Below are 24376 nucleotides of genomic sequence, written 5' to 3'. Positions count from 1 at the left end.
GAACTCTGTGATTGCGGTTCGGCTCGTGCGTCCAGCAGCTGTTCCTCGACACAATGCTGCGAGATCGCCCTTGATATCTGTTAGCTCCAGGGCACCACTACGTTACGGCGCGATCAATCGCGCGACTACCTCATTTCGGTTTACTTGTACCGCGACAAACCTCTTATCTGCCACGGCCGCATGTCCAGCGTCCTGAGTATTTGAGACGTACTGTCGACCTGATCATCGTAGCGGCCTTGTGGGAACTCACCCATCTCCTTTAGATAAGTTTCAAGCCAAGGCAACGATTTCGGAAGGCGGACGAATCCAGCCTCAATCTTTGCGCATTGAACTGACATGCGCTCTACTTTGTCGCCCTTGACGTCCAGTCCCTGAACGTCTCGCAAACCGTCCCGCAGCAGATCGGTCCCGAGCGCAAAGCCGACGCCGGCTTTCTCGACAACGATCAGCCTAGGCTTGAATTTCTGACGTAGCGCGCGGGCCGCGCGCACCAGATCCGGGTAACCGCCGACGGGATTTCGACCTACTTTGCGCCCGACCTACCCGCCGAAGAAGCCGCCTTGATGGCCGTTACCCAAGGGCCGCTGAAATACAACACCAACTACGATGCACCGACCGTGGCTGCGTGGTCCATGAAGCCCTCAAGCTATGTGATTGCGGAAGACGACCAGATTATCTCTCCCAAAGTGCAAAGCTACTTCGCACAGAAGATGGGTGCCGAGATTACCACGTTGGCGTCCAGCCATGTCGCGATGTTGTCCCAACCTGAAGCCGTCGCCGAGGTGATCCTGAGCGCCGTCGAAGCAGCCTCTTCCAATTAGTCACATAACCCCATGCTTGCAGAAACACGTCTCCCGAACCACCCGGTACTCACGCTTGCCGCGCGGTTCCTGTTCACCTCGCTGTTCTTCTTGTCCGGCGTGACTCACTTCACCAGCATTCCCTACTACGTCTCTTTGATGCCCAATGCCGTGCCATTCCCGGTCGCCTTGACCTTGTTTTCCGGGGTTGTTGAGCTTGTGGGTGCCGCGATGATCCTCTTCAATTGGCGTCCTCGATTGGGTGGATGGCTGCTGATCGCGTTTCTTCTGCCGGTGACGTTGGTGGTTCATGGCTACGAGTTGGCGACACAGATTGACCCAGTCATTTGGGCGCTTCAGCAGGCACATATTCTCAAGGGCTTTTCCCTGATCGGTGCCGCGCTTTTGATCACGCAGATCGGTGTAACACACCGGCCAGCTCAGGCTTAAATTGCCCAGCTACTACTTGGCTTGGGGAGCGGACCGCGTGGCAGAACTCAGTTGGCGGCCCCGGGCCAGGTATCGCTCAACCGATAGCCTTCTGGCCACGGGTCCGAAGGGTCAAGCATCCACTGATGGGTTCCCGTGATCCACGCCTGTCCAGAAATCTCCGGCAAAATTGCGCGGCGCTCACCGACCATGACTTCCTGCAGAATCTTTCCTTCAAACTCTGATCCGATCAAAGAGCGAGAAATAAGGGTCTCGCAAAGCCCCAACTCTCCACGGGCGTGAAGCACTGCTATGCGCGCACAGGTTCCGGTGCCGCAGGGGGACCGGTCCAGCTTTGCTGGTTTGATCACGACCGTGTTTTCAGCAACCGGCCCCTGCTGGACCGGCCAGGTAAACTCACAAAACGAGATATGCTTCCAATCCGGTAAGTTGGGGTGATGAAAGCCCAACTGTTCGTTCACGGCATCAGTAATTTGAATGCCAAGTTGCGCCAACCGGCGGGCATTCTCGGGTACAGGCGAGATTCCCAAAGCGTCGGCATCCACCAGCACAAAGCTATCACCACCAAAGGCCGTATCGACCGAAATGTCTCCCAGACCGGGCACTGACAGCCGCACGCCCAAACGATCAACGAAACTTGGGAGATTGGCAATTGCGACCCGTGCAACTTTCCCGTCCAAGCATTCCGCGCGAATTTGAACAAGACCACCGGGCGCCTCCAGCACCAGCCGCGTTTCGGGGCTTTGCATCGGTAAAATGCCCGTTTCCAGCAAAACCGTCGCCACGCACATCGCATTGGACCCAGACATCGGTGCGTGTCTTCTGGCTCCATGATGATAAACGCCGCATCGGCTGACGGGTCTTTCGGCGGAACAAGTAAGTTAACGTGTTTGAACACGCCCCCTCGTGGTTCGTTCAGCATAAACCGACGCAAGCTGTCATTCTCTGCAATCCAAGCGCACTGCTCCCAGAGGGTTGCTCCTTTCGGCGGCGCGACTCCCGCGACGATGACCTCTCCAATTTCGCCTGCGGCATGGGCACTCACTGTGTGGATGAGTTTGGAACTGCGCATTTCCGAATGATAGATGAACGCATTCTGAAGGAATAGCGCATTCTGGCTCCAGCGACGCTCGGCAAAGCCAAGCATTGGGGCCGGCCCAATCCAGACATCCATCAGCAGGGCGCGATGCTGCGGTTGCAGCCTGCATTACCGCCATTCGCTGCCGTTGCACAGTCTGGAAGAGTGCAAGTTCACACAATGATCCCTTTTGGTCGACCTGGCTTGAGGAGTGGATTCCATTACCACGTGTTCTCAAGTAAGACGTACTGATGGATATTGTCGTCATTACGACCATCATCACTTCTCTTTTTGTTGTTATCGGCGTGGCGGAGCCACTGGCTGCGCGGTTGCGCTTGCCCTTCAGCGTTATTCTCGCCGTCCTGGGGATGGCGATTGGGCTTGGAGCAGTTTTCTTTCTCGACACTGACCTGACGGATGCGCTGAATCCGGGAGCGCAGGCGATCATTGATCTGCCAATACGATCTGACGTATTCCTCTACGTTTTCCTGCCTACGCTGCTCTTTCAGGCGACACTCGGCATGAACCTTCGCAGGATGCTGGACGACTGGATGCCCATCCTGATGATGGCCATTGTCGCAGTGATTGTGGCAACACTTTCCATTGGCTATGCACTCAGTTGGGTAAGCCCGTTACCGCTGGCCGCGTGTCTCTTGATCGGGGCAATTGTGTCGACAACTGATCCTTCGGCGGTTGTCAGCATATTTCGATCGATTTCTGCACCGCGCAGGCTGTCACGAATTATTGAGGGCGAAAGCCTTCTTAACGATGCTGCTGCGATTGCTCTTTTCGGGCTATTCATGAGCTTTGTCATGCTCGGAAGACCCGATCCCTTACTAAGTGAAGCCGTGGGGCAATTTCCGCTGTTGATCGTAGGCGGAGCACTCACCGGTTGGCTTACAGCGCGCGTGGCCGTTTGGCTGATGGCTTTTGTAGGCCGCTGGGAAATGGCGCAGATTTCTATTTCAGTTGCGCTACCCTATCTTGCTTATATCGTTGCAGAACAAAGCGTCGGCGCTTCTGGTGTCATCGCCGTTGTGGCGACTGGCCTTACTCTCAACCTTACGGGCCCCGGTCGATTGTCCCCGGTCGCTTGGACAAACCTGCAAGAAGTATGGGATCTTCTGGCTCATTGGGCAGGAGCGCTGATCTTTATTCTCGCAGCGTTGCTTATACCGAGAATGTTAGAAGGCGCGCAGCCGTCTGACTTTGGCCTGTTGGCTGTGGTGGTTCTTGCCGCAACACTCGCGCGGGCAGCGGTTCTGTTCGGGTTGTTGCCATTGCTCACGACAATTGGTCTGTCTCCAGCTGTTGAACGCCCGTATCGCACCGCGATGCTGTGGGGTGGGCTGCGGGGTGCAGTGACCCTGGCGCTGGCGCTGGCCGTCACGGAAAGCACGCATATCCCGCTCGAGACCAAGCGTCTGGTCGGCATCCTGGCCACAGGCCTTACGCTGTTTACACTGATTGTTCAGGGAACAACCCTGCGCTCGGTGATCACAAAACTGGGGCTCGACAAGCTCTCTCCGCTTGATACGGCACTATCACGCCAAGTGATCGCAGTCGCCTTGCAATCGGTTCGCGAGGACATGTCCCGCACCGCAGAAAACTACGATTTGACCCACGATATCGTCAGAAACGAAGCCAAACAGTTTAGCGAACGCCTCGACGAGGCTGTGAAGGCCGCCGAAGACAGCGCGCAGATCCTTGATCGTGACCGGATCACGTTGGGCCTTATTGCGCTGGCCGGTGCAGAGCGGGATTCCGTGTTGGCCCGAATGCGAGAGCGCACCATGTCATCGGTTCTGAGTGAGAAAATTCTGTCGGATGCTGATCGGCTCATTGAAGGTGCGCGAACCGGAGGTCGGATCGGCTATCAGCGCGCGGCAAATCGGTCCGTCGTTTACGGCAAGTCATTTCGGGTCGCCGTGTTTTTGCACAATCGTCTTCGAATCTCGCTCCCACTCACGCGTATTACAACGGATCGATTTGAAAGATTGCTCATGCAACGCCTGATCCTTCGAGATCTTGACGGATTCGTCCGTGGCCGCATACGCCGGATTCACGGCCGCCGAGTTGCCGAATTGCTTGATGATCTGTTGGCGCGTCGATCCGAGGCGGTTGAGGCAGCGCTTGATGGTTTGCGGCTACAGTATCCCGGTTACGCCGAAAAGTTTGAGCGACGGTTCATCCGACGGACGGCGCTGCGACTGGAAGAGCGTGAATACGCCGTCATGCGCGAAGACGGCCTGGTGGGCGAAGAACTCTATTCGGTTTTGATGCAGGAAGTGGCGGCCCGACGTGCTTTAACTGAAGGGCGTCCGGTACTGGACATAGCCCTTAAAGGACGAGATCTGGTCCGGCAGTTCCCGCTGTTCTCTGATCTCGACAAAGCTTCGCTCAGGAAACTCAGCAGAGCGCTGCGCACCCGTTATGCCAACGCGGGTGACACCATCATTGCCCAAGACGAACTCGCCCGGAGCGTATTCTTCATTGCTTCCGGGGCAGTCGAGGTGGAACTCGGCAGACATACTACGCGGTTAGGTCGTGGTGAAATGTTTGGGCAATTGGCCATGCTATTAAAGCGGCCCCGTCGCGTAAATGTTCGGGCGTTGGCACCTTCGACATTGCTTGAACTCGACGAAACGCGTTTCCGGCGGTTGCTCCGGCGAAGTGAAGCCATGCGAAACTCCGTCAAAGTGAGCGCAAAAAACCGCATGATTGACCCAGCGGTGTTGGACCTGGATGAGCCTGCCGACACCTCTGAAAAAGGGTCCGGTTCTTGAGACGACATCACTTGAAAAAATCCCGTCAGCAATGGCGCATTTTCATGCATGCCTATACTTCTGTCTAAATGGGTCAGCTTCAAGCCGTCCGCCTAAACCTGTTGCATTTTGATGATCGAAAACGACTTCCTTAGGCCAACCGGCTCAAATGGGTTGTCTTGCACCAGTTGGTCCACATCGCTCTCAGAAGGTGCATCTACAATCCATGAACCATCGTGTCCCTGGTTTTCCGTACGGGCGCCTCACTCCCCAAATACTACTGGACGACGGGGACGCTCTTGAAGACGGGAAAATGCATGAGATCCCCGCTGAAGCGCAAATAACGAGTCGTTTCAGCGCACCACACAGAAAAGTACTTCGTGCACTTGCAATAGCAGACCAACAGTTACCACGTAATACGTATCGGCGACATCGCCCAGACCATTGTTGCCTCTTTTACGGTCTTGTTGCGAAAGCGGTGGGCGATCATGGATGGATAGGAAAAGCTGTCTCCTTCACGCAATGAAATGACCTCGCTCCCGAGACGTAGCTCAACTTCGCCGCTAAGGACGATGGCGTGTTGCTCACCTTCAAAGGAATACCCTTCCAGTGGCTCGGGCGGTTGTCCTGCGCCGGGACGGAATCGTGACAGGATCAAATAACACTGGCCGGACAACGTGCTGGACAGTAATTCGTCCTCAAAGCCCAATTCATCCGTTGACCGCGTATACATCGCCGACAACGCCCTGCGATTTTCACGTCGCACGACGTGCTTGCGTTCCAGCGGGCCTTCGCCTGCCTGCTTGGGAAAGAACCAGCCCGGGTCAACCGCAAGCGCATCGCTGATTTCGCCAAGCAGGTCGTCCGACACCTTAGCGGTCCCAAGCTCAATCCGGCTGAGATAGGCTTTGGAACATGACACCGCCTCGGACAGGTATTGTAGGGTCAGCCCACGCGCTTTGCGCACTTCGCGAATTTCACTTCCGAGCCTTTGGGCGTGGGTCTGGGACACGTCATTTTTCATGACTTCAGAATAAATGATTTTAGTTGACTTTTCGAGCGCAAATCAACTTAGTTGAAAATGAGATGATAAATCAACTGATCTTCTACCGGCCGGGAGAAAGTTATGCGCTTTGATTTGATTGCCAATTTTAGCCCTGGTGAGACGATTCCCTGGGCGCGCACGCTGGAAATGATCCTCGAACAGTGTTCGCTGGCCGAAGAGGCGGGCTTCACGACCGCATGGTTCACCGAGCACCACTTTGCCCATAACGGATATATGAATGCACCGCCCAACCCGATCCAGATGGGCACCCATGTGGCCGCGCATTGCAAGAAACTGCGGGTAGGCACGGCGCCGATCATCCTGCCCGATTGGCACCCCTTGCGGGTGGCCGAAGATGCCGCGATGCTTGATAACATGACGCAGGGCCGGTTTGATTTCGGCGTGGCCAAGGGCATCAATGAACGCTCGACCATCCAGTTCAAGGCGGATGCGGACCGGCGCGACAATGCCAAGGTCATGCGGCTGTATCAGGAGAGCCTTGAGATCATCCTGAAAGCCTGGACCAATGAAGCCTTCACCCATCACGGTGAATTCTATCAGTTCCCGGTCCCCGGATGGAAAGAGACTAACCGGTTCTTTGATCCGCTGGATCCCCGTTATCACGGCGAAGATGGCGAATACAAAGCGATGTATGTGCATCCACGTCCCTATTCCAACCCTCATCCGCCGGTCTGGCTGATGTCGAATGCCCCACCCACATTTAAGTTGGCCGGAGAGCGCGGTTGGGGCGTGATCTCGATGGCGGCTGGCCCCAAGGCGACGCTGGCTTGTTGGGAGCCCTATCGCCAGGCCTTGTCGCAACGCGAAGGGCGCGAGGTGAAGCTTGGCGAAGGTGTCGGTGTCTGCACGGCTTTTTATGTTGGTGAAAGCATGGAAGAAGCGGTGAACACCATTCGCAGCCCGATCAACGCCTATTACGAATTCCTTGGCGGGTCTCGCCCGAAGGGGGAATGGACCAAGCACGGCTATCTGGACGTGGGCGAAGAGATGACGCCCGAGGATGAAGAAATGGACTGGTTCGATTTCCTCAACAAACGCGGGATCATCGTGGTGGGCGACGCCGAATATGTTGCGGATCGGTTTGCGGAACGGCAGGAAACCATCGGCCTCGATCACCTCATGCTTATGCAGCAATATACCGGTGTGCCTTACGAAAAGATCCTCGCCAGCTGGCATCGTCTGTTCGAGCATGTTGTTCCGAAATTCGGCACGCAGTCCATCGCCCAGAAAAGGATGCTGGAACATGCTTGAGATATGGGGGCGTCCCTATTCGTCGAACGTCATTCCGGTGATCTGGGCAGCGAATGAGCTGGGGCTGGACTACACGCTGCAACTGGCCGGGGGGAGCTTTGGCAAGCTCGACACCGAAGCTTATGCGCAGATCAATCCCAACAGGATGATCCCGGCGATCCGGGATGGAGACTTTGCGCTTTGGGAAAGCCTCACCATCGTGCGCTATCTCTGTGACCGGTACGGCGCAGGAACGCTCAGCCCGTCCAACATTCAGACCCGCGCGATTGCAGATCAGTGGATGGAGTGGTCGGCCAGCCGCGCCTTTGGGCCAGTCATCTACCTATTCTTTGCAACCGTGCGCACTCAACCTGATCAGCGCGACCCGGAAAAGATCGCCAAGCTGCGCGACGAAGCGCACGAGGCCCTGACCCTTCTGGATCAGCATCTGGCGGATAAGGCCTATGTCTGCGGCGACAGCTTTACCATGGCGGATATTCCTTTGGGGTGCGTGGCCTACCGCTATTTCAACGTCGAGGTCGACCGCCCGCCGCTGCCGAATGTCGAAGCCTGGTACCAGCGACTGGCGGAACGTCCTGCCTACCGCGATCACGTCATGCGTCACTTTGGGACAAACCCTGATGAATGGTCTGCGCTGGAAAAAGCCTGTGCCAGCGAAGGGGTGCTATAGTGGAAGTCCGGGACTATCGCCGCGCCCTTGGCGCTTTTCCGACGGGGGTAACCATCGTCGCCACCTATGACGCGGACGGTGAACCATGGGGTTTGACCGCCAATTCATTCACTTCGGTCTCACTGCAGCCGCCGGTGATCTCGGTCTGTGTCGCAAAGTCAGGCCGGGTCTTTCCGACGCTGTCGCAATCGGATCATTTCGCGGTCAACATCCTGTCGGCCGAACAGAAAGACCTTGCGATGCACTTCGCCAGTGATGTCGAAAACCGGTTCACCAACACCGAATGGACTCCCGGAACCGCGACCCCGTTGATCCCCTGTGCCTCGGCGCACTTGGAATGCGCGGCGCATAGCAGGGTCGACGCAGGCGATCATGAGATCCTTCTGGGCCGCGTCATCAGTTACGCCCACGCACCGGTTCCGCCACTTGTCTTTTGCCGCGGTGCTTTCTTCGCGGCCCCCAATCCCGAGGTTTCGTCATGAGTGATCATCTGACCTACCACACCCGTTTCAGCCCCGAAGAATTCGACGCGCAATACAATCTGCGGGCCGGACGACCGGATTATGAAGTCACCGTCGTTCCCGCCTGGAGCCGCGACAGCGAGGCCACGCGTGCCACAAGCGATTGCAGCCTCGATATCCGCTATGGCGAAGGTGAGAAGCAAAAGCTGGATGTCTTCCGCTGTCCGGATGCGACCGCACCGACGTTGGTGTATGTGCACGGCGGGTATTGGCAGCGCGGCGACAAGTCGATCTACAGCTTCATTGCACCGCCCTTTATCGCGGCGGGGATCAATGTAGTTGTGCTTGGCTATGACCTTTGCCCATCGGTGACCATCACTCGTATTTCTGAAGAAATCCGCGAAGCGATTGCTTATATTTGGCGCAATGCGCGCGACTTGGGCATTTCTCCACACCGTATCACTGTGATGGGCCACTCGGCTGGAGGTCATATCACCCAGATGATGATGGCGACCAACTGGCTTGCTTTTGGCGACGATCTTCCTGCGGACCTGATCAAATCCGGCATCCCGGTTTCTCCGCTCAGTTACCTTGAACCGGTGCGTCTGACAGAAGCACTCAATGCCGGTATCCGGATGACCCCGGAAGTGGCCGAAGCGGAAAGCCCGATGACCAACCACCCGCCGATCACGAATGCGCCGCAGCTGGTCGTCGTCGGTGGTTCGGAAACCGACGAATTCCACCGGCAAGCTCGGATGTATGTCGAAAAATTTGGGACCGCAGACCGCAAGGTCGGCCTCTACATCGTCCCGGACGTCGATCACTTTGACGAATTGAACGTGCTTGTCGACCCGGCAAGCCCGTTCTTCAAACACACTTGCGATATGCTTCATGGAAAAGGACCGCAATCATGACCGCTTTGACCCGAGCCCTCGTCGACGCCGTCGGCGACGCGTTTAACGCCAACGACATCGATGCAGTGATGAAGAACTTCGCAGACGACGCCACCTTTGACCACGCCGTCGGCCCGGACGAACATGGCGTGCGTCTTGAAGGCGCCGAAACGATCCGCGGTGCTTTTTCTGCGCTGTTCGAAAAAGTCGAAAACGTACATTGGGAAACCCTGGACTGCGCGATCTCAGGCAACAAAGCCTACTGCGAATACCGCCGCACCGCGGCGCATAAGGATGGCTCGAAAGAAGAGTTTCTGAGCGTCGACATCCTGACCTACCGTGATGGGCTGATTGTCCATAAGGACACCTATTACAAGCAACGGACAAGTTGATCGTTTAACCCCTGACGCGGCCAGACCTTCGGATGGCTTTTTGGAGTCCCGGGTCGTCTCTTGGGCAAGCCCGATCACAGGCGGGCTTCGCGCTATTTTCAATCAACAACGGCGATACTGTCGTAGCCCGCGCAAGCATTTCGCGGTTTGAACCCGTTTATGTGTTGCACTGCATTTGTTGCTTCGGATTCCAAACCAACTTCGGAGACTGTGCAATAGCATTGCAAACAGAGACACAGGTTACTGTCAGTCCCGCCCATTTCGTTTGCCCATTTCACAGCGTAGTGCACTTCCCCGGAATACTGTTCTTCTTCAACAAGAACGTCCTTATTAGAGTTTTCCGATGTCCGCTTTTAGGAATGCCCGAAATCTTCACCGCAAAGCAGCGAATTCACACTTTCCGCCCAATCCCACGCAAGTCGTATGACAGGCGAGTTCCCTAACGTCCAAGAAGTCAAAAGCAGAAAAGTGAGGCACAATACTGGACACAAACCAATTTCCGAACACTTCCCATTGACCCAATTTCCTTTATTTTGTTATTTTTCAATATGTTGACAAATAGTCCCACCACCCCAGCCAGTTCATCGGATCATGGAACAACGACAGGCACTTGGGCGGTGGGTGCAATAGAAAACCCCGACGAGAACGCCGAGGGCAGACAGGTACTTCATGGATCAAACTCCTGCAGTTGCTTCTTTATTTAGATGCAGGAAGGCCCTTTGTTTTTCGGTTTCTAGGGGAGCGGATATTCAAACAGTCTGGACGAGTTTCCGCTAGACGCAACAAAGCCGCCGATCGCCGTATTTGCTAAACTCAGCGCCTTTCAAGCGAGTCCTGCGGACAAATTAGCGAGTTGATGCCAATGACACTTACTCTCCAGTAATCTGTACAAGCGCTTTGATTGCCCGGCGACCGACAATCCGTTGTTCCGTCATGGACGACAAGTATGGCACGGCGGCCTCTGCATCAGGCCCAATTTTTCCCAAGGAAATAACGACTTCCTTGCGGACGGCCATCACCTCATCTTGTAGGGCTTCGATCAAGGCAGGAACTGCGCTGGATGCACGCGGTCCAAATTTTCCCAACATACGCGCTGCTTTAATGCGGCTTGCCTTGTCTCCGGCTTTGAGGTCTCGGACGAGCGAGCCAAGCGGATCACCGGGAGGCAAGGCTGCCAAGTGCAATCCATCCACTATTTTATCAACAGTTTCAGGCCCTTGCCGCCAGTTATACGGAAAATGATACATATAGGGAGCCGCGCTCAATTCTTCTGAACTTGCACCCGGCATCCAGCTTTTCATGGCGGCATGTGCTTCTTCCTGACGACCCAACTGAGCATAAACAGAGGCTGCGACCGCTGCCAATTCGCTCGCCTTCGGGTCCTGTTCCAAGGCATTGGTCAGAATATCAGCGGTCTTCTCCAGATCGCCCAGCGTATAGTACGCCATCGCGAGGGCCAAAATGTAGTAATTCGGATAGGCCGGGTTTTGGCGAATGGCGCGGTCCATCAGGTCCAGTCCCGCCTCGGGTTGGTTGGTGGTGATCATAGCCCAGGCCATTGCCACATAGCCTTCCGGATCATTCGGGTCCCTGGCGATTGCCTTTGTCGCTTCAACCTGGGCGATATCGTAGCGTTCATTGTAGAGATGGACCCTGGAGGCGGCGACATTGGCAAGCGAGGATGGTCTGGATCTGGTTTCTGCAAGTGCCGACTGAGCTTTGATATTTGCTTCGCCGGCGGACATACCCAAAGCTTCGTTCCATCTTTGCTGACATCCCCGCAGATACGCCAGGCTCAGAGCGGCATGGGCGCGGCCATATTCCGGATCGATCTCCAGGGCCTTCTTGAACCGATCCACAGCCTTGGCATTGTCGTTGGCCGAATAGCGGAGATAGCTCTCCCAGCCATCTTGGAACACCTCTCTGGCCGAAAGGTCAGTGGTCTGCCCCAGCGCGATCTCCTGCATTTCCTCTTCGGTTAGGTTAACGGCCATTGCTTTGGCGATCTTGCGGATGAACTCGTCCTGGGCCGCGAATATGTCTCTTGTGTCTCCGTCAAACCGATCTGCCCAGACATGCCCACCGGTTGTTGCGTCTATAAGTTGGGCGTTGACCCGCACCTGATCGTCAATGCGGCGGACGCTGCCCTCCAGTACAAATCTCACTCCCAGATCTTCGGCGACGCGTGCGATGTTCACCGACCGGCCCTTGTAGACGAAGGTGGAATTCCGAGCGACGATGAAAAGCCCCGATATCCTTGACAGGTCTGTTATCAGATCTTCAGTCATTCCGTCGGCAAAATGCTCCTGCCCTTGATTTTTGGACATGTCCGTGAACGGCAGCACCGCCAAAGAGGGTTTATCCGGCAACGGAAAGGCCATGCGTTCAACTGATGCAGGGGTAACGTCATGCACCCAAGGTTTCCACCAGAAGGCTGCAATGATGACCAGCAGGCATGCGACGGCTCCGACGGCAAGTCGTCCGGCAATCGATATGCGTCGTTCTCCGGCTGCATCCCGAGCCGGTTTCTTTGCAACCGCTCCGGCTTTTTGATTCATTACGATACTGAAAGCATGAACCGGATGGTCGATATTCTTGAGCTTCTTTTCTCCCAAGTCAGAAAAATCAATGTCCAGATTGCCGCCAATCTGGTCCCGTACGCTTTGATGAACGCAAATACCACCTGGTTGAGCTAAACCTTCTAGGCGGGAGGCGATATTCACACCATCTCCGAAAATATCACTGCCGTCGGCCACGACGTCGCCGATGTTGATACCTATACGATAAATTAGTCTTTGCTGCTCTGGCAGCTTTTGGTTGGCCTTTGAAACGGCATACTGCATGGATACGGAGAAGCGGACAGCATCAACCGCACTGGAAAACTCCATAAAACCGCCATCGCCCATTGCCTTAATCATGCGGCCACCTCGGCTTCTGGCAAAAGGGGCGATGATTTTGTCATGGTTTTTCTTCAGAGCGTCGAGTGTTGAGGCCTCATTCTTTCCCATGGCCCGGCTGAAACCGACCACATCATAAAACAAAATGGCTGCAAGTCGACGGGTCACGAGCTGCCTCCCGCCGAGATATTACCTAGTTTCGGTCGAAATTTCCACGTTGCGTTCTGGACCAAATGCCCGACTGTCGGCACCTACCAGTTGGTCAATCCACTCGCAGCACTAACTATGATGCGAGCTTATGGCCTGTTGAAGTAGGGAAAATCCTTAGCCCTTACGCTATACTGTTTTAAAAAGCGACGTATTCTTTCGAAACTACGGCCGCATTGGCCTCTCAGCAGTTCTTCGCAGCGCTAGGCCTGAACGCCCGCAGCCCCAGCCCCCCAACCGCCAGCACCAGCGACCACCCGTCAGCACCCGGAACCAGTCACCAGCGGTCGTCTCAGCGCCAGAGGGCGGTCCCCTAGCGGTTAGAAATGCCCGTCGCAGAGCTTAGCGAATGCCCCCGAAACCGCCCCAGTTTCGGCCGCCGGTTGGAAAAGCCTATAACAATCATCGAACGGCAAGGATTCCTACCACCCCAGCCACAATTTTCCCGCAACATTTTGAAGTTGCCTGCACCCAGCGCTTTTACTAAGGCTTTGAAATAATTGGGTAGTCCTTTTTTGTTTGAGGCAAGATGAAATACGTTCCACCGTCGGCTGAAGAAACTGCGTTCAACTGCCCACATTGCGGCGCGCTGGCCTAACAGTTTTGGCGCTCTGCCTACGCGCATCCAATGGACAAAGACGCGACACCTCAAATTTGGACGCGCGAACGAGCGGACAACTTCGACTTTGACCAGTTTAAGGACGAAGTACGCGATGATATGCGAAGTTTAGTTGAGCGTTGGGCAAGCGGCGCTCCGTTTTTTGAGAAAAATGAAAAGTATACAAACTATCACGTTGGGAACCTTTGGTTCAGCCGCTGCTTTAATTGCGATCAGCTATCGGTTTGGCCAGCGGAACCCTTGCCAATATCCTTGCCATCTCCAGTGCGCTCAGATCGCATGAGGCTGTGATTGCACCCGCATCCGGGCACATCGTCGTGCGCGAAACTGGTGCGATTGAGGCGACCGGCCACAAGATCATTACGGTTCCACCCGTCGAGGGCAAACTTACCCCTGACAGCATCCATGCGGCGCTTGACGCAAACGCGCACTTCCCACATATGGCCAAACCGCGTCTTGTCTACATTTCAAATGCCACCGAAGTGGGAACGCTCTACACAAAGGCAGAACTTGAGGCAATTTCGACCCTGTGCCGGGAACGAGGATTGCTGTTGCTGCTTGACGGGGCGCGATTGGGGGCAGCCCTGTCTGCCAACAAGAATGATCTGACACTCAACGACATTGCCGAACTGACCGACATCTTCTGGGTCGGAGGGACCAAAGTTGGTGCATTGCTGGGGGAAGCCATCGTCATTCCCAATCCAAATCTGCGCGAGGATTTCGCCTTTCACATCAAGCAGCGTGGTGCATTGCTGGCAAAGGGTCGCGTTCTGGGCCTTCAATTCCGAGAATTGTTCGGCGACGGGCTGTATTTCGACCTCGCGCGTCACGCTAACACGATGGCGGAGCGGTTGTCAGACGGGATCGCCAAAGCCGGGTTCGAGTTTGTCGCTAAGACTGAAACCAACCAGTTGTTCCCGATCCTTCCCAATGATCTGATTGCCCAATTGAAAGAGCAGTTCGATTTTTACATTTGGGAACCGTATGATGCTGACACCTCGGTCACGCGGCTGGTCACATCGTGGGCCACAGCAAAAGAAAGAGTGGATGCGTTCCTTGAAGCAGTAAGCAAATCAGATCGAAATGCCGTTTAGTTCTGGTTTGGCCGCGGGTTGAAAGCAAAGTTAGTAATCCGTGCGATAGTGCCCATTCCGAAAAGGCGTAGCATCGGTCAAAGTGGGCTCTCAACAGTCATTCGGTGAACTGGGATTGTACATCCAAACCGCACCAAAAGCCCCTTGCTGCCAGCACCAGCGACTAATGTTCTGCAAAAGGAACATATTTCCTCCGGTGTATGTTCCTGGGCTGCCGGGCCAATTGGGTCGGCAACGCGAAATGCTTCGCAGAATGTGCTGGGTGTCGGCTAACCGGTGAGAACAAGCGTCAATCTCAAAGCGATAACGCCAACATAGCAGTGAAGAATGAGGGGGAAATTGTATATTTAGAAATCAAAAATATTCACTGCGCCACTAGCCGCTCTGCACTTAATGGAAATTTTTGATATTAAACAATGATATAATAGATATCTGCTCGCTTTTCCAAGTTATTGGAATCACCTGAGCAGGCCGCGACAAAGTTGTTTCGCAATCGCGAAGCGGATTGCAAAGCCTTGAAATCGGCAATCGAGTATCCTGATGAGATAAAGGCGACCGCCGGTTCGTTGTGGCGCACGGCAACTCAGTACTTCCCAGTGATATTCGGTGATCTGGAGAACTCGGCACGTTAGGGCCACCCCTGAAGATCCCTCTTTCGGCGCTGGACTGATGCTGCGCCACCGCCGAGGTCGGCAAAGAGCCCTATGCAAACGAATCTGCACTTTGCATGAATGGCAGCTTTGCTCAATTGTCGTCCTCGTCAGGATACATTTGGAGCATAGCTTCCATCATCGCGGTGCACTTCACGCCCGCTGAGCGGCGGGGTGAAGACGCAGACAAGCCTCAAGTCGACATCTGTAGCTCGCACCAAATGCCGGTCATGTTGATCCAATGCATAGAGAGTAAATGGCTCAAGGAAATGCCAGGTTTCGGTGTCAGCCTTCCTGATCTGACCCTTCCCCTGGATACAATAGCACGCCTCTAAATGATGGGTGTATTCAAGCTCAAGCAAGGCACCCTTTTTGATGATCGTATCCGTCAGCGAAAACCCCATTCCATCAGAAGCCAGTAACAATCTTCTGCTGTTCCAACCCGGACCGGAAACGTCCCGATCTGTATCAAGTATATCGTTGAGTGCCGTTACAATCATTTTTCATCGCCTTTTTTTGCTAGCGCACCGCGCGGTTCATCCCGCCGTCAGATAAGATGCTCTGGCCATTAATATACCGGGCACCGTCACTGGCGAGAAATACGCAAGCTTGTCCAATTTCCTCAAATGTTGCAGGCCGCTGCGCAGGAATGGATCGGCGGGCAAATTCCGACAGATTCACGTTCTCGCAAAACCCAGGAAGCAGGTTGTTCATGCGAATGTTGTGTCGCGCATAACGATCCCCATAAAGCTTTGAAAAACTGTGCAGAGCACCGCGCAACATGCTCATGGGGTACGGCGCGCGCGGCTCGATTGTGTTCATGGACGAGATGTTTACGAAAGCCCCCCCGCCCTGTTCGATTAAAATAGGCGTGACGATACGGGCAATCTTCACAACATTCAGAACGTACATGTCCAGACTTTCGTGCCACAATGCGTCGCTGAGTTCCAAAAGCGGCCCGTCAAAATCAGGATCGAAACCCACGGTCTTGATGGCTTCTGGCACCGTTCCACCGTGACCCATGTTGCTGACGATGACATCAATCCGTCCATACTTGCTCATGGTGTCGTCGATCATCGCTTGCAAATCATCGACATCCAACACAGAGCCCCGGCGGCCAATGCCCCCAAGTTCCTCTGCCAGTTCGACTGACCGGTTGGATGGGGACATTAGCGAGACCTTGTAGCCTGCCTTTGCCATTTCAATGGCGCAGCCCCGGCCAATGCCCTGTCCTGTACCTGTCATCAGCGCGACTTTGATATCGGGCATGATATCCCCTTTCCTTCCGCAAAGTGTGTGAGAATTATTGAACTGCAGTCAGTGTAACTTTATGCAATGACACGGACCTATCGAGTTTTTGAAGCATGGCTGTTAGGTTTTCTCACATGGCAGAAAACCTCAGACACCTTCGTGCCCTTCAGGCCTTTGACGAAACCGCAACTCACTCCAGCCTGACGAAGGCCGCAGACGTTCTGAATGTCACCCACGGGGCGATCAGTCGGCAAATCAAGTTGCTGGAACTGCATCTCGGCGTGACGCTCTTTCATCGCCGCCCCAATGGCATTGAACTGACCAAAGCAGGAGAGCGTCTGCATCAATCAACGCGCGGCGCATTTTCTGCGTTGCAATTGGGCGTAAAGGAGGTGAAGCGACTACATCACCGTCAGTCGATTACCGTGTCTTTGTCCACGTCGCTGGCGCTCAAATGGCTTGTCCCGTTGCTAAGTTCGTTTCAGCAAGAGCATCCGGGCATAGCATTACTACTGGACACAAATGATGCTTTTGCAGATTTCGATACATCCGAGGTCGATGTAGCCCTGCGGTTCGGTGAACCCGGTTGGGACGGATTGTATCATGAGCAAATAAGAAATGAGGCGTTGATTGTCGTAGCAGCGCCGTCCCTTGTTGAGAAAATAAGCCTGCCAATGCGCGCCGAAGACATCGCTGATCTGCCGCTTTTGCACGACGCCTTCAACGTCGGATGGGAAAACTGGGCAATGCAAGTTGGGCTGAGCGCTGGTCGGATCAACGCGCAGAGCATCAAGTACGTCGATAGTGCTGTCCTATTGGAGGCCGCGATTGACGGGCAAGGCGTGGCACTGGCGAGACATCTCTTGGCAGAGAGGGACATAGAACTTGGTCGGCTGATCCGTCTCGACCAAAGCAGTGTTCCATTGAATCGTGGGTTATACTTTGTCTGCCGCCCAGGCGATCAAGAGCGGATCACGGTGAGAATTTTCAAGAAGTGGCTCATGTCAATTTGAGTTTTGTGCCTTAACCAAAAGTCAGCGAAAGCGGTCATTGCTCGTGCACCGATTAAATCTGCTTTTCACGCATTTCTGTCGATCCCGCCTACATAGACCGACCTCCGTCCGCACTGAAGCTGCCTAGGTGCCGATCACGACAATCGACGGCTTCGAGCGCAGTCCGAACTTCGCGGATGGTATGGCCCGCCAGGCATATGATTCATTTTCATGTCTTCCGGCCAATTCTCCGAAAATGTCGCTGGACCCGTTGTCGCTGAACCGACGCGGTTTGTGCAGCATGGTTGAGCGATCACCAGCTGGCCGTCGATACCATCGTCGCGATAGCTTCCACATTCAAAATCGCATTCTGGACAACAAACGCAATCAAGCCCGCAATATTTCTTTAGAAAAGTTCCCGTGGTCTCTTGATTGAATAGGTTTCGTAGAACCTTCCAAGCCATCACGCTCCGTAAGAGGAACAGAAGGGGTGCAAACCGACCCGTGGGCGTAACTTATTCCAGCGACACCCAAAGGACCTGAGCATCTTCTTCGCTGGTCGACACACATCCATGACCCATACTGCTGTCATAATAAAGTGAATCACCCGACTTCATCGGCAAGGGGCGATAGTGTTCCGAGATAAAGATCAGCTCACCGCTCAGCACGTACATGAATTCTTCACCTGAATGACGAATCCAGGGGTCGAACTCGGAGATATCACGCGCCCGGATCGTGGCGACATAGGGCAGCATGCGTTTGCTTGTCAGATCCGAACACAGCAACTCGTGCAGATAAGTGGCGGTTTCCCGAAACTCGCCCTGCCCTTTGGCGGTATAGTCCCGCCGACCATTTATGCCTGACTGACCCGACTGAAGAAAAAGTTGCGGGGGTTTCAGGTCCAGCGCCTGTGTCAACCGTCGAACGATCTCAAAACTGGGTTTGGTCTGGTTGTTTTCGATCTTTGACAGGGTCGAACGACCGATGCCTGCCGCGCGCCCGGCCTCTTCCAAAGTCCAGCCTTTTTCCCGACGCGCATCGCGGATGGAACGCCCCAAGGCCGCTCCTTCATCCAGTTCTTCGGGTGTTGCACCCTCGTTTCTTTGGTCTTCGCCCATGAAAATCTCCCTGTTTTTTCAAGATTACATATTCCCCTAGTTGCACGCAACTTCACGAATAAGAGATTTATGTTGCCATAAGGGGATCAATTCCACTATAGGAAACTTAGTTTCGGACCGGAGATTCGAAATCAGAGGAGATGACCATGTTCAAAACGTCGCTTACACAGGCCGATCCGACCATTGCTGCATCGATTGCACGCGAGGGCGCACGTCAGGCCGAACAGATCGAGCTGATCGCATCTGAAAACATCGTCTCTCAGGCTGTAATTGACGCCCAGGGCTCGGTGCTGACCAACAAGTACGCCGAAGGGTATCCCGGCCGCCGCTATTATGGCGGCTGTGAATATGTGGATGAGGTTGAGCAGGAAGCCATCGACCGGTTGAAGCAGTTGTTCGGCTGCGAATATGCAAACGTGCAGCCGCATTCGGGTGCACAGGCCAACGGAGCAGTTAAACTAGCGCTTCTCAGCCCCGGTGACACCATTCTGGGCATGTCGCTGGATGCGGGCGGCCACCTGACCCACGGCGCGAAACCGGCACAATCCGGCAAATGGTTCCGTCCGATCCAATATGGCCTGACCGATGCCGGGCTGATCGACTATGATCAAGTCGAAGCGCTGGCCAAGGCCGAAAAGCCCCAGCTGATCATTGCTGGCGCGTCGGCCTATTCACAAAAGATTGACTTTGCCCGCTTCCGCAAAATTGCCGATGAGGTTGGCGCATGGCTGCTGGCCGACATGGCCCATATCGCAGGTCTGGTTGCAACCGGCCTGCACCCCTCGCCCATTGGTCACGCACATGTCGTGACATCGACCACGCACAAAACCCTGCGCGGTCCGCGCGGTGGAGTCATTCTGACCAATGACGAAGCGCTGGCAAAAAAGATCAATTCAGCCGTGTTCCCTGGCTTGCAGGGCGGCCCGTTGATGCACGTGATCGCAGGTAAGGCCGTCGCCTTTGGCGAGGCGCTGAAACCTGAATTCAAAGAGTACATGCAGCGCGTTGTCGACAGCGCCTCGGCCCTGGCCAACGTGATGATGGCGCGCGGCTGTGACATCGTTTCCGGTGGTACGGAAAACCACCTTATGCTGGTCGACCTGCGCCCCATCGGTGTGAAGGGCAAGGATGCCGAAGCCGCACTAGAGCGTGCGGGCTTCACTTGCAACAAGAACAGCGTGCCCGGTGACCCCGAAAAACCAACCGTTACCAGCGGCATCCGTCTGGGCACGGCGGCCGGTTGCAGTCGGGGATTTGGTCCCGAAGAATTTAAGCAGATCGGCCATCTGATCGGTGACGTGCTGGACGCGCTGGCGCAGAACCCGGATGGGGACGAAGCCGTCGAACAGGCAACCCGCGAAAAAGTGCACGCCCTGTGCGCAAGCCATCCGATTTACTGAAAGAATACGCCATGACCTACGATCTGATTGTCATCGGGGGCGGACCGGGCGGCTATGTCGCTGCAATCCGCGCGGCTCAGCTGGGACTGAAAGTGGCTTGCGTCGAAGGGCGCGGGGCACTTGGCGGCACCTGTCTGAACGTGGGGTGCATCCCCTCCAAAGCGTTGCTGACCTCCTCGGCCAAGTATGCCGAACTTGCACATCTCTCCTCCCACGGTATTGCGGTCGAGGGGGCCAGCATCGACGTGCCCGCGATGATGGGGCGCAAGGACAAGATCGTAGGCGACCTAACCAAAGGTATCGCGTTTCTGTTCAAGAAAAACGAGGTCGACCATATTGAAGGTTGGGCCAGCATTCCCTCGGCCGGTCAGGTCAAGGTGGGCGACGATGTCTATCAGGCGAAAAACATTCTGATCGCCACCGGTTCGGAACCGACTTCTCTGCCTGGGATCGAGATCGACGAGCAGGATATCCTAAGCTCGACCGGTGCAATCGCATTGGAGAATGTACCTGAGCATCTGGTGGTGATCGGCGCAGGGGTGATCGGGCTTGAGCTGGGTCAGGTTTGGGCCCGTTTGGGCGCAAAAGTCACCGTGGTCGAGTATCTGGACCGCGTTCTGCCCGGCATTGATGGCGAAATCGCCAAGCTGGCGCAACGGGCGCTTTCCAAGCGTGGGTTGAAATTCCAACTGGGTCGCGCGCTGAAATCAGTCGAAAAGACCGACGCTAGTCTGTTGCTGACCGTTGATCGCGTTGGCAAAGACAAGGAAGAAGTGATCGAGGCCGATAAGGTCCTGATCGCCGTTGGCCGCCGCCCTGTCACCCGTGGGCTGGGTTTGGAAGAGCTTGGCGTTGCTGTAAGCCAGCGAGGCTTTATCGAGGTGGACGGGACGTTCCAGACCTCGGTTCCCGGCATCTACGCCATCGGCGACTGCGTGCCCGGTCCGATGCTGGCGCACAAAGCCGAAGAGGACGGAGTCGCCTGTGTGGAAACACTGGCAGGTCAAGCTGGCCATGTCGATTACAACACCGTGCCGGGCGTCGTGTATACTGACCCCGAGGTCGCCTCGGTCGGCCTGACCGAAGAAGCGCTGAAAGAGGCAGGTACCGAATATTCGGTTGGCAAGTTCGCCTTCATGGCCAACTCACGCGCCCGATCGACCGGTGAAACCGACGGCGCAGTCAAGGTTCTGGCGGATCCAAGCGGCAAAATCTTGGGTGCCCACATCTGTGGCGCCCATGGCGGCGATTTGATTGCCGAGCTGGTTCTGGCCATGACCAAAGGCGCCACCATCGCCGAGGTTGCCGCAACTTGCCATGCACACCCTGCCATGGGCGAGGCGGTCAAAGAAGCCTGCCTTGACGCCATGGGCCGCGCAATCCACGCCTAAGAGGGACCTGCCAGATGACCATCCAGCTTCGCCCCCGCCACCCTGAAAAGGCCAAGAAGGCAGACAGTGTCATCCCGCGTAAGCCTAAGTGGATTCGCAAGAAAAAGGGCGACAGCGCCGAATATTACGAAACCCGCCGCCTGATGCGCGACCACAATCTGGCAACCGTCTGCGAAGAGGCCGCCTGCCCCAATATCGGCGAGTGCTGGTCCAAGCGTCACGCCACCATGATGATCATGGGCGAGATCTGCACCCGCGGCTGTTCCTTCTGCAACGTGGCCACCGGCCGACCCGATGCACTGGACGCATTTGAACCGGGCCGCGTGGCTGTCGCGGTGAAAAAGCTGGGTCTACGCCATGTGGTGATCACATCCGTTGACCGGGACGATCTGGCCGATGGCGGGGCCGAACATATCGCTCAGACCATCCGTGCCGTGCGCCATCAGAACCCCGGCACAACGGTCGAAGTTCTGACCCCCGATTTCCTGGGCAAAGGCGACGCGGCAGATGTTGTGTTCGACGCCGCCCCCGACGTTTTCAACCACAATCTGGAAACCGTTCCGCACCTGTACCCGTCCGTTCGCCCCGGCGCGCGCTACTATGCCTCGCTGCGGCTGCTGGACGATGCCAAGCGTGCAAACCAAAATATCTTTACGAAATCCGGACTTATGGTAGGTTTAGGGGAAAGTTTGAATGACGTACGGCAGGTCATGGACGATCTGCGCGCGGCGAATGTCGATTTTCTGACAGTGGGTCAATATTTGCAGCCCACGCCAAAGCACCACCCGATTGATCGTTTCTGGTCACCTGACGAATTCGCCCAACTGGAGCAGATCGCGCGCTCCAAGGGCTTCCTGCACGTGTCAGCCACTCCGTTGACCCGTTCCTCGTTCCACGCGGACGAAGACTTTGCCGCCCTCAAGCAAGCCCGTCAGCGGGCTATTGCTAACGGGGCATAAACCTAACGCTATTGGGAGGGAAACCATGGAAGCGTTAAATTCAATCGTAGGGGCCATAAATGGCGTCGTATGGGGGCCGCTGATGTTGGTCCTCATTCTTGGCGTTGGCTTCTTTTTGCAGGTTGGGCTGAAATTCATGCCGATCCTGCGCATTGGCACCGGCTTCAAACTGTTGTTTGCAGGTCGCGAAGGTCAGGGAGACGGTCAGATCAGTCCGTTCAACGCGCTGATGACCTCGCTGTCAGCGACCATCGGCACGGGTAACATCGCCGGTGTGGCCACTGCTGTCTTCCTGGGCGGTCCGGGCGCCTTGTTCTGGATGTGGATGACCGCCCTGGTGGGCATGGCCACCAAATACGCCGAAGCCGTCTGCGCGGTGAAATACCGTGAAAAGGACGAGCTGGGCAACTTTGTCGGCGGCCCGATGTACTACATCAAGAACGGCCTTGGCGCAAAATGGGCGTGGCTGGGCGTGGCATTCGCCCTGTTCGGCGCAATCGCGGCCTTTGGCATCGGCAACGGTGTACAGGCCAACGGTGTGGCACAGGTTCTGGAAGCAAACTTCGGTGTGAACACTTCGGTCACCGGCGTTGTTCTGATGGTCCTGACCGCAGCCGTTATCTTGGGTGGCATCACACGCATTGGTGCAGTTGCCGGTAAGCTGGTTCCGGCCATGGCAATCGCCTACATCATTGCTGGCCTGCTGGTTCTGATCATCAACATCGGCGAAATCGGCAACGCTCTGTCGCTGGTCTTCACCTATGCTTTCACCCCATCAGCTGCCGAAGGTGGCTTTGCAGGTGCAGCCGTTTGGGCCGCCATCCGCTTTGGTGTGGCTCGTGGTGTGTTCTCGAACGAAGCTGGTCTGGGTTCGGCTCCCATCGCTCACGCGGCAGCCGAGACCAAAGGTCCGGTAAACCAGGGCCTGATCGCGATGCTGGGTACGTTCATCGACACCATCATCGTCTGCTCGATCACCGGTCTGGCGATCATCTCGACAGGTGCATGGACCTCCGGTGAATCGGGTGCGGCTTTGACCTCGCTGGCCTTTGCAACCTCTTTGCCGGGCGGCGGTCACCTGATCGCAATTGCTCTGTCGATCTTTGCCTTCACCACCATCCTGGGCTGGTCGTTCTACGGCGAGAAATGCGTCGAGTTCCTGCTGGGCGTCAAATCCCTGCTTCCGTACCGGGTGCTGTGGATCGTTGCTATCTACTTCGGTGCAACCGCAGATCTGGGCTTTGTCTGGCTGCTGGCGGATACGCTGAACGCTATGATGGCCATTCCGAACCTGATTGCCCTGGCATTGCTGAGCCCGATCGTCTTCAAACTGACGAAAGAGTTCTTTGCCTCTGGCGGCAAATCCGAAGAACCGGGCGGCTCACCAGCCGAATAATTCCGGCCCTGACGAAAACGGGGGGCCAACCCGGCCCCCCGCCTTTGAAACAAAATTCCCTATCTCGAGGAGAGACGTGATGGCCACGAAAATCCTGCTGCCTATTGATCACACCGACGACCGCTCGTGGAAACTGGCCTTGCCCGTCGCTTTGGAACAGGCAAAATTCTATGGTGCCGAACTGCATGCGGTCGCCGTAATCCCCGAGATCGTCCAACTGCCGAACTTGCCCGCCAACTATGGCGCAGGCGCCAAAGACCACGTGCGCAATGCGGTTCAGGCTATTCTGGATCATGGCAATGCCTCTGATGTGCCGGTGCATGTCGAAGAAGGCAGCGTCTACCGCGAAATCCTGAAGCTTGCCTACAAGGACGGCTTTGATCTGATCGTCATGGGGTCGACCAAGGGCGATTTCCCGAACTATGAGATTGGCCCGAACCTGGCCCGTGTCGTGCGCAACGCGCATTGCACTGTCATGGTCGTTCGTGACCAATCCCGTTGATTGAAAGGCTGAAACTATGACCGAACCGAAACGCACCCCCCTTTACGATCTCCATGTTGAGTTGGGAGGTAAGC

General features: G+C 55.6%; 22 protein-coding genes and 1 pseudogene. 16 read left to right on the top strand and 7 right to left on the bottom strand.

Features of this window, described 5'->3' with window-relative positions; all coding sequences use genetic code 11:
- Positions 1–140 precede the first annotated feature (140 nt).
- The gene (gene terL / locus RUE5091_RS00110; protein ID WP_058279866.1) at positions 141–491 is read right to left on the bottom strand and encodes a phage terminase large subunit; all 351 of its coding nucleotides are present in this window, start codon (positions 489–491) and stop codon (positions 141–143) included.
- Positions 492–494: 3 nt separating this feature from the next.
- Between terL and RUE5091_RS00105 the strand changes: the two genes are divergently transcribed.
- Both RUE5091_RS00105 and RUE5091_RS00100 read left to right on the top strand, forming a co-directional pair.
- A complete protein-coding gene (locus RUE5091_RS00105; RefSeq protein ID WP_370731847.1) occupies positions 495–821 on the top strand; it encodes an alpha/beta hydrolase in 327 nt (108 codons plus the stop codon).
- Positions 822–833: 12 nt separating this feature from the next.
- On the top strand, positions 834–1250 hold the full coding sequence (locus RUE5091_RS00100) for a DoxX family membrane protein (RefSeq protein ID WP_058279864.1): 417 nt from the start codon (positions 834–836) through the stop codon (positions 1248–1250).
- Positions 1251–1297: 47 nt separating this feature from the next.
- On the opposite strand, the pseudogene RUE5091_RS00095 reads toward RUE5091_RS00100, so the two are convergent.
- Positions 1298–2322 (bottom strand): annotated as a pseudogene (locus RUE5091_RS00095) (proline racemase family protein).
- Positions 2323–2579: 257 nt separating this feature from the next.
- Between RUE5091_RS00095 and RUE5091_RS00090 the strand changes: the two are divergent.
- A complete protein-coding gene (locus RUE5091_RS00090) occupies positions 2580–5114 on the top strand; it encodes a cation:proton antiporter (RefSeq protein WP_058279863.1) in 2535 nt (844 codons plus the stop codon).
- Positions 5115–5499: 385 nt separating this feature from the next.
- On the opposite strand, the gene RUE5091_RS00085 is transcribed toward RUE5091_RS00090, so the two are convergent.
- Positions 5500–6105, bottom strand: a complete 606-nt coding sequence (locus RUE5091_RS00085; protein ID WP_058280323.1) for a helix-turn-helix domain-containing protein — start codon at positions 6103–6105, stop codon at positions 5500–5502.
- 114 nt (positions 6106–6219) lie between these two features.
- On the opposite strand from RUE5091_RS00085, the gene RUE5091_RS00080 reads away from it, so the two are divergent.
- From RUE5091_RS00080 to RUE5091_RS00060, 5 genes are read left to right on the top strand one after another with little or no spacing between them, the layout of a single operon-like run.
- Positions 6220–7410: an LLM class flavin-dependent oxidoreductase gene (locus RUE5091_RS00080; protein WP_058279862.1), complete on the top strand. Its 1191-nt coding sequence runs from the start codon at positions 6220–6222 to the stop codon at positions 7408–7410.
- Complete coding sequence (locus RUE5091_RS00075) at positions 7403–8080, top strand: glutathione S-transferase family protein (protein ID WP_058279861.1); 678 nt, start codon at positions 7403–7405, stop codon at positions 8078–8080. Before RUE5091_RS00080 ends, RUE5091_RS00075 begins: the two co-directional genes overlap by 8 nt.
- On the top strand, positions 8080–8562 hold the full coding sequence (locus tag RUE5091_RS00070; protein WP_058279860.1) for a flavin reductase family protein: 483 nt from the start codon (positions 8080–8082) through the stop codon (positions 8560–8562). The genes RUE5091_RS00075 and RUE5091_RS00070 overlap by 1 nt, the downstream gene beginning before the upstream one ends.
- Positions 8559–9455, top strand: coding sequence for an alpha/beta hydrolase (locus tag RUE5091_RS00065; RefSeq protein WP_058279859.1), 897 nt, complete (start codon positions 8559–8561; stop codon positions 9453–9455). Before RUE5091_RS00070 ends, RUE5091_RS00065 begins: the two co-directional genes overlap by 4 nt.
- Entirely contained in the window at positions 9452–9826 is a 375-nt protein-coding gene (locus tag RUE5091_RS00060) for a nuclear transport factor 2 family protein (protein ID WP_058279858.1), read from the top strand. The genes RUE5091_RS00065 and RUE5091_RS00060 overlap by 4 nt, the downstream gene beginning before the upstream one ends.
- A gap of 869 nt (positions 9827–10695) precedes the next feature.
- Here RUE5091_RS00060 and RUE5091_RS00055 read toward each other — a convergent pair.
- Complete coding sequence (locus RUE5091_RS00055) at positions 10696–12891, bottom strand: adenylate/guanylate cyclase domain-containing protein (RefSeq protein WP_131726247.1); 2196 nt, start codon at positions 12889–12891, stop codon at positions 10696–10698.
- An 882-nt stretch (positions 12892–13773) separates the two neighbouring features.
- Here RUE5091_RS00055 and RUE5091_RS00050 point away from each other — a divergent pair.
- Complete coding sequence (locus RUE5091_RS00050; protein WP_207383703.1) at positions 13774–14643, top strand: threonine aldolase family protein; 870 nt, start codon at positions 13774–13776, stop codon at positions 14641–14643.
- A gap of 760 nt (positions 14644–15403) precedes the next feature.
- Here the strand turns inward: RUE5091_RS00050 and RUE5091_RS00045 are convergent.
- Positions 15404–15793, bottom strand: a complete 390-nt coding sequence (locus tag RUE5091_RS00045; protein ID WP_058279856.1) for an ectoine synthase — start codon at positions 15791–15793, stop codon at positions 15404–15406.
- A gap of 19 nt (positions 15794–15812) precedes the next feature.
- A complete protein-coding gene (locus RUE5091_RS00040; protein WP_058279855.1) occupies positions 15813–16562 on the bottom strand; it encodes an SDR family oxidoreductase in 750 nt (249 codons plus the stop codon).
- A gap of 95 nt (positions 16563–16657) precedes the next feature.
- Here RUE5091_RS00040 and RUE5091_RS00035 point away from each other — a divergent pair, with 95 nt between their 5' ends.
- Both RUE5091_RS00035 and RUE5091_RS23000 read left to right on the top strand, forming a co-directional pair.
- Complete coding sequence (locus RUE5091_RS00035) at positions 16658–17557, top strand: LysR substrate-binding domain-containing protein (protein WP_306346219.1); 900 nt, start codon at positions 16658–16660, stop codon at positions 17555–17557.
- Between the two features lie 127 nt (positions 17558–17684).
- Complete coding sequence (locus RUE5091_RS23000; RefSeq protein ID WP_131726246.1) at positions 17685–17972, top strand: hypothetical protein; 288 nt, start codon at positions 17685–17687, stop codon at positions 17970–17972.
- A gap of 79 nt (positions 17973–18051) precedes the next feature.
- Here RUE5091_RS23000 and RUE5091_RS00030 read toward each other — a convergent pair whose 3' ends face one another.
- Entirely contained in the window at positions 18052–18654 is a 603-nt protein-coding gene (locus RUE5091_RS00030; protein ID WP_058279853.1) for a helix-turn-helix domain-containing protein, read from the bottom strand.
- A 146-nt stretch (positions 18655–18800) separates the two neighbouring features.
- On the opposite strand from RUE5091_RS00030, the gene glyA reads away from it, so the two are divergent.
- From glyA to RUE5091_RS00005, 5 genes are all read left to right on the top strand, one after another.
- The gene (gene glyA / locus RUE5091_RS00025) at positions 18801–20054 is read left to right on the top strand and encodes a serine hydroxymethyltransferase (protein ID WP_058280322.1); all 1254 of its coding nucleotides are present in this window, start codon (positions 18801–18803) and stop codon (positions 20052–20054) included.
- Positions 20055–20065: 11 nt separating this feature from the next.
- Positions 20066–21445, top strand: coding sequence for a dihydrolipoyl dehydrogenase (gene lpdA / locus RUE5091_RS00020; RefSeq protein ID WP_058279852.1), 1380 nt, complete (start codon positions 20066–20068; stop codon positions 21443–21445).
- A 14-nt stretch (positions 21446–21459) separates the two neighbouring features.
- Positions 21460–22404, top strand: a complete 945-nt coding sequence (gene lipA / locus RUE5091_RS00015) for a lipoyl synthase (protein ID WP_058279851.1) — start codon at positions 21460–21462, stop codon at positions 22402–22404.
- Positions 22405–22429: 25 nt separating this feature from the next.
- Complete coding sequence (locus tag RUE5091_RS00010) at positions 22430–23800, top strand: alanine/glycine:cation symporter family protein (RefSeq protein ID WP_058279850.1); 1371 nt, start codon at positions 22430–22432, stop codon at positions 23798–23800.
- A gap of 79 nt (positions 23801–23879) precedes the next feature.
- A complete protein-coding gene (locus tag RUE5091_RS00005) occupies positions 23880–24302 on the top strand; it encodes a universal stress protein (RefSeq protein ID WP_058279849.1) in 423 nt (140 codons plus the stop codon).
- Positions 24303–24376: the final 74 nt, after the last annotated feature.

Source organism: Ruegeria denitrificans (genome assembly GCF_001458295.1).
Classification (GTDB): domain Bacteria; phylum Pseudomonadota; class Alphaproteobacteria; order Rhodobacterales; family Rhodobacteraceae; genus Ruegeria; species Ruegeria denitrificans.
This window is presented reverse-complemented; position numbering and strand designations above follow the sequence as displayed.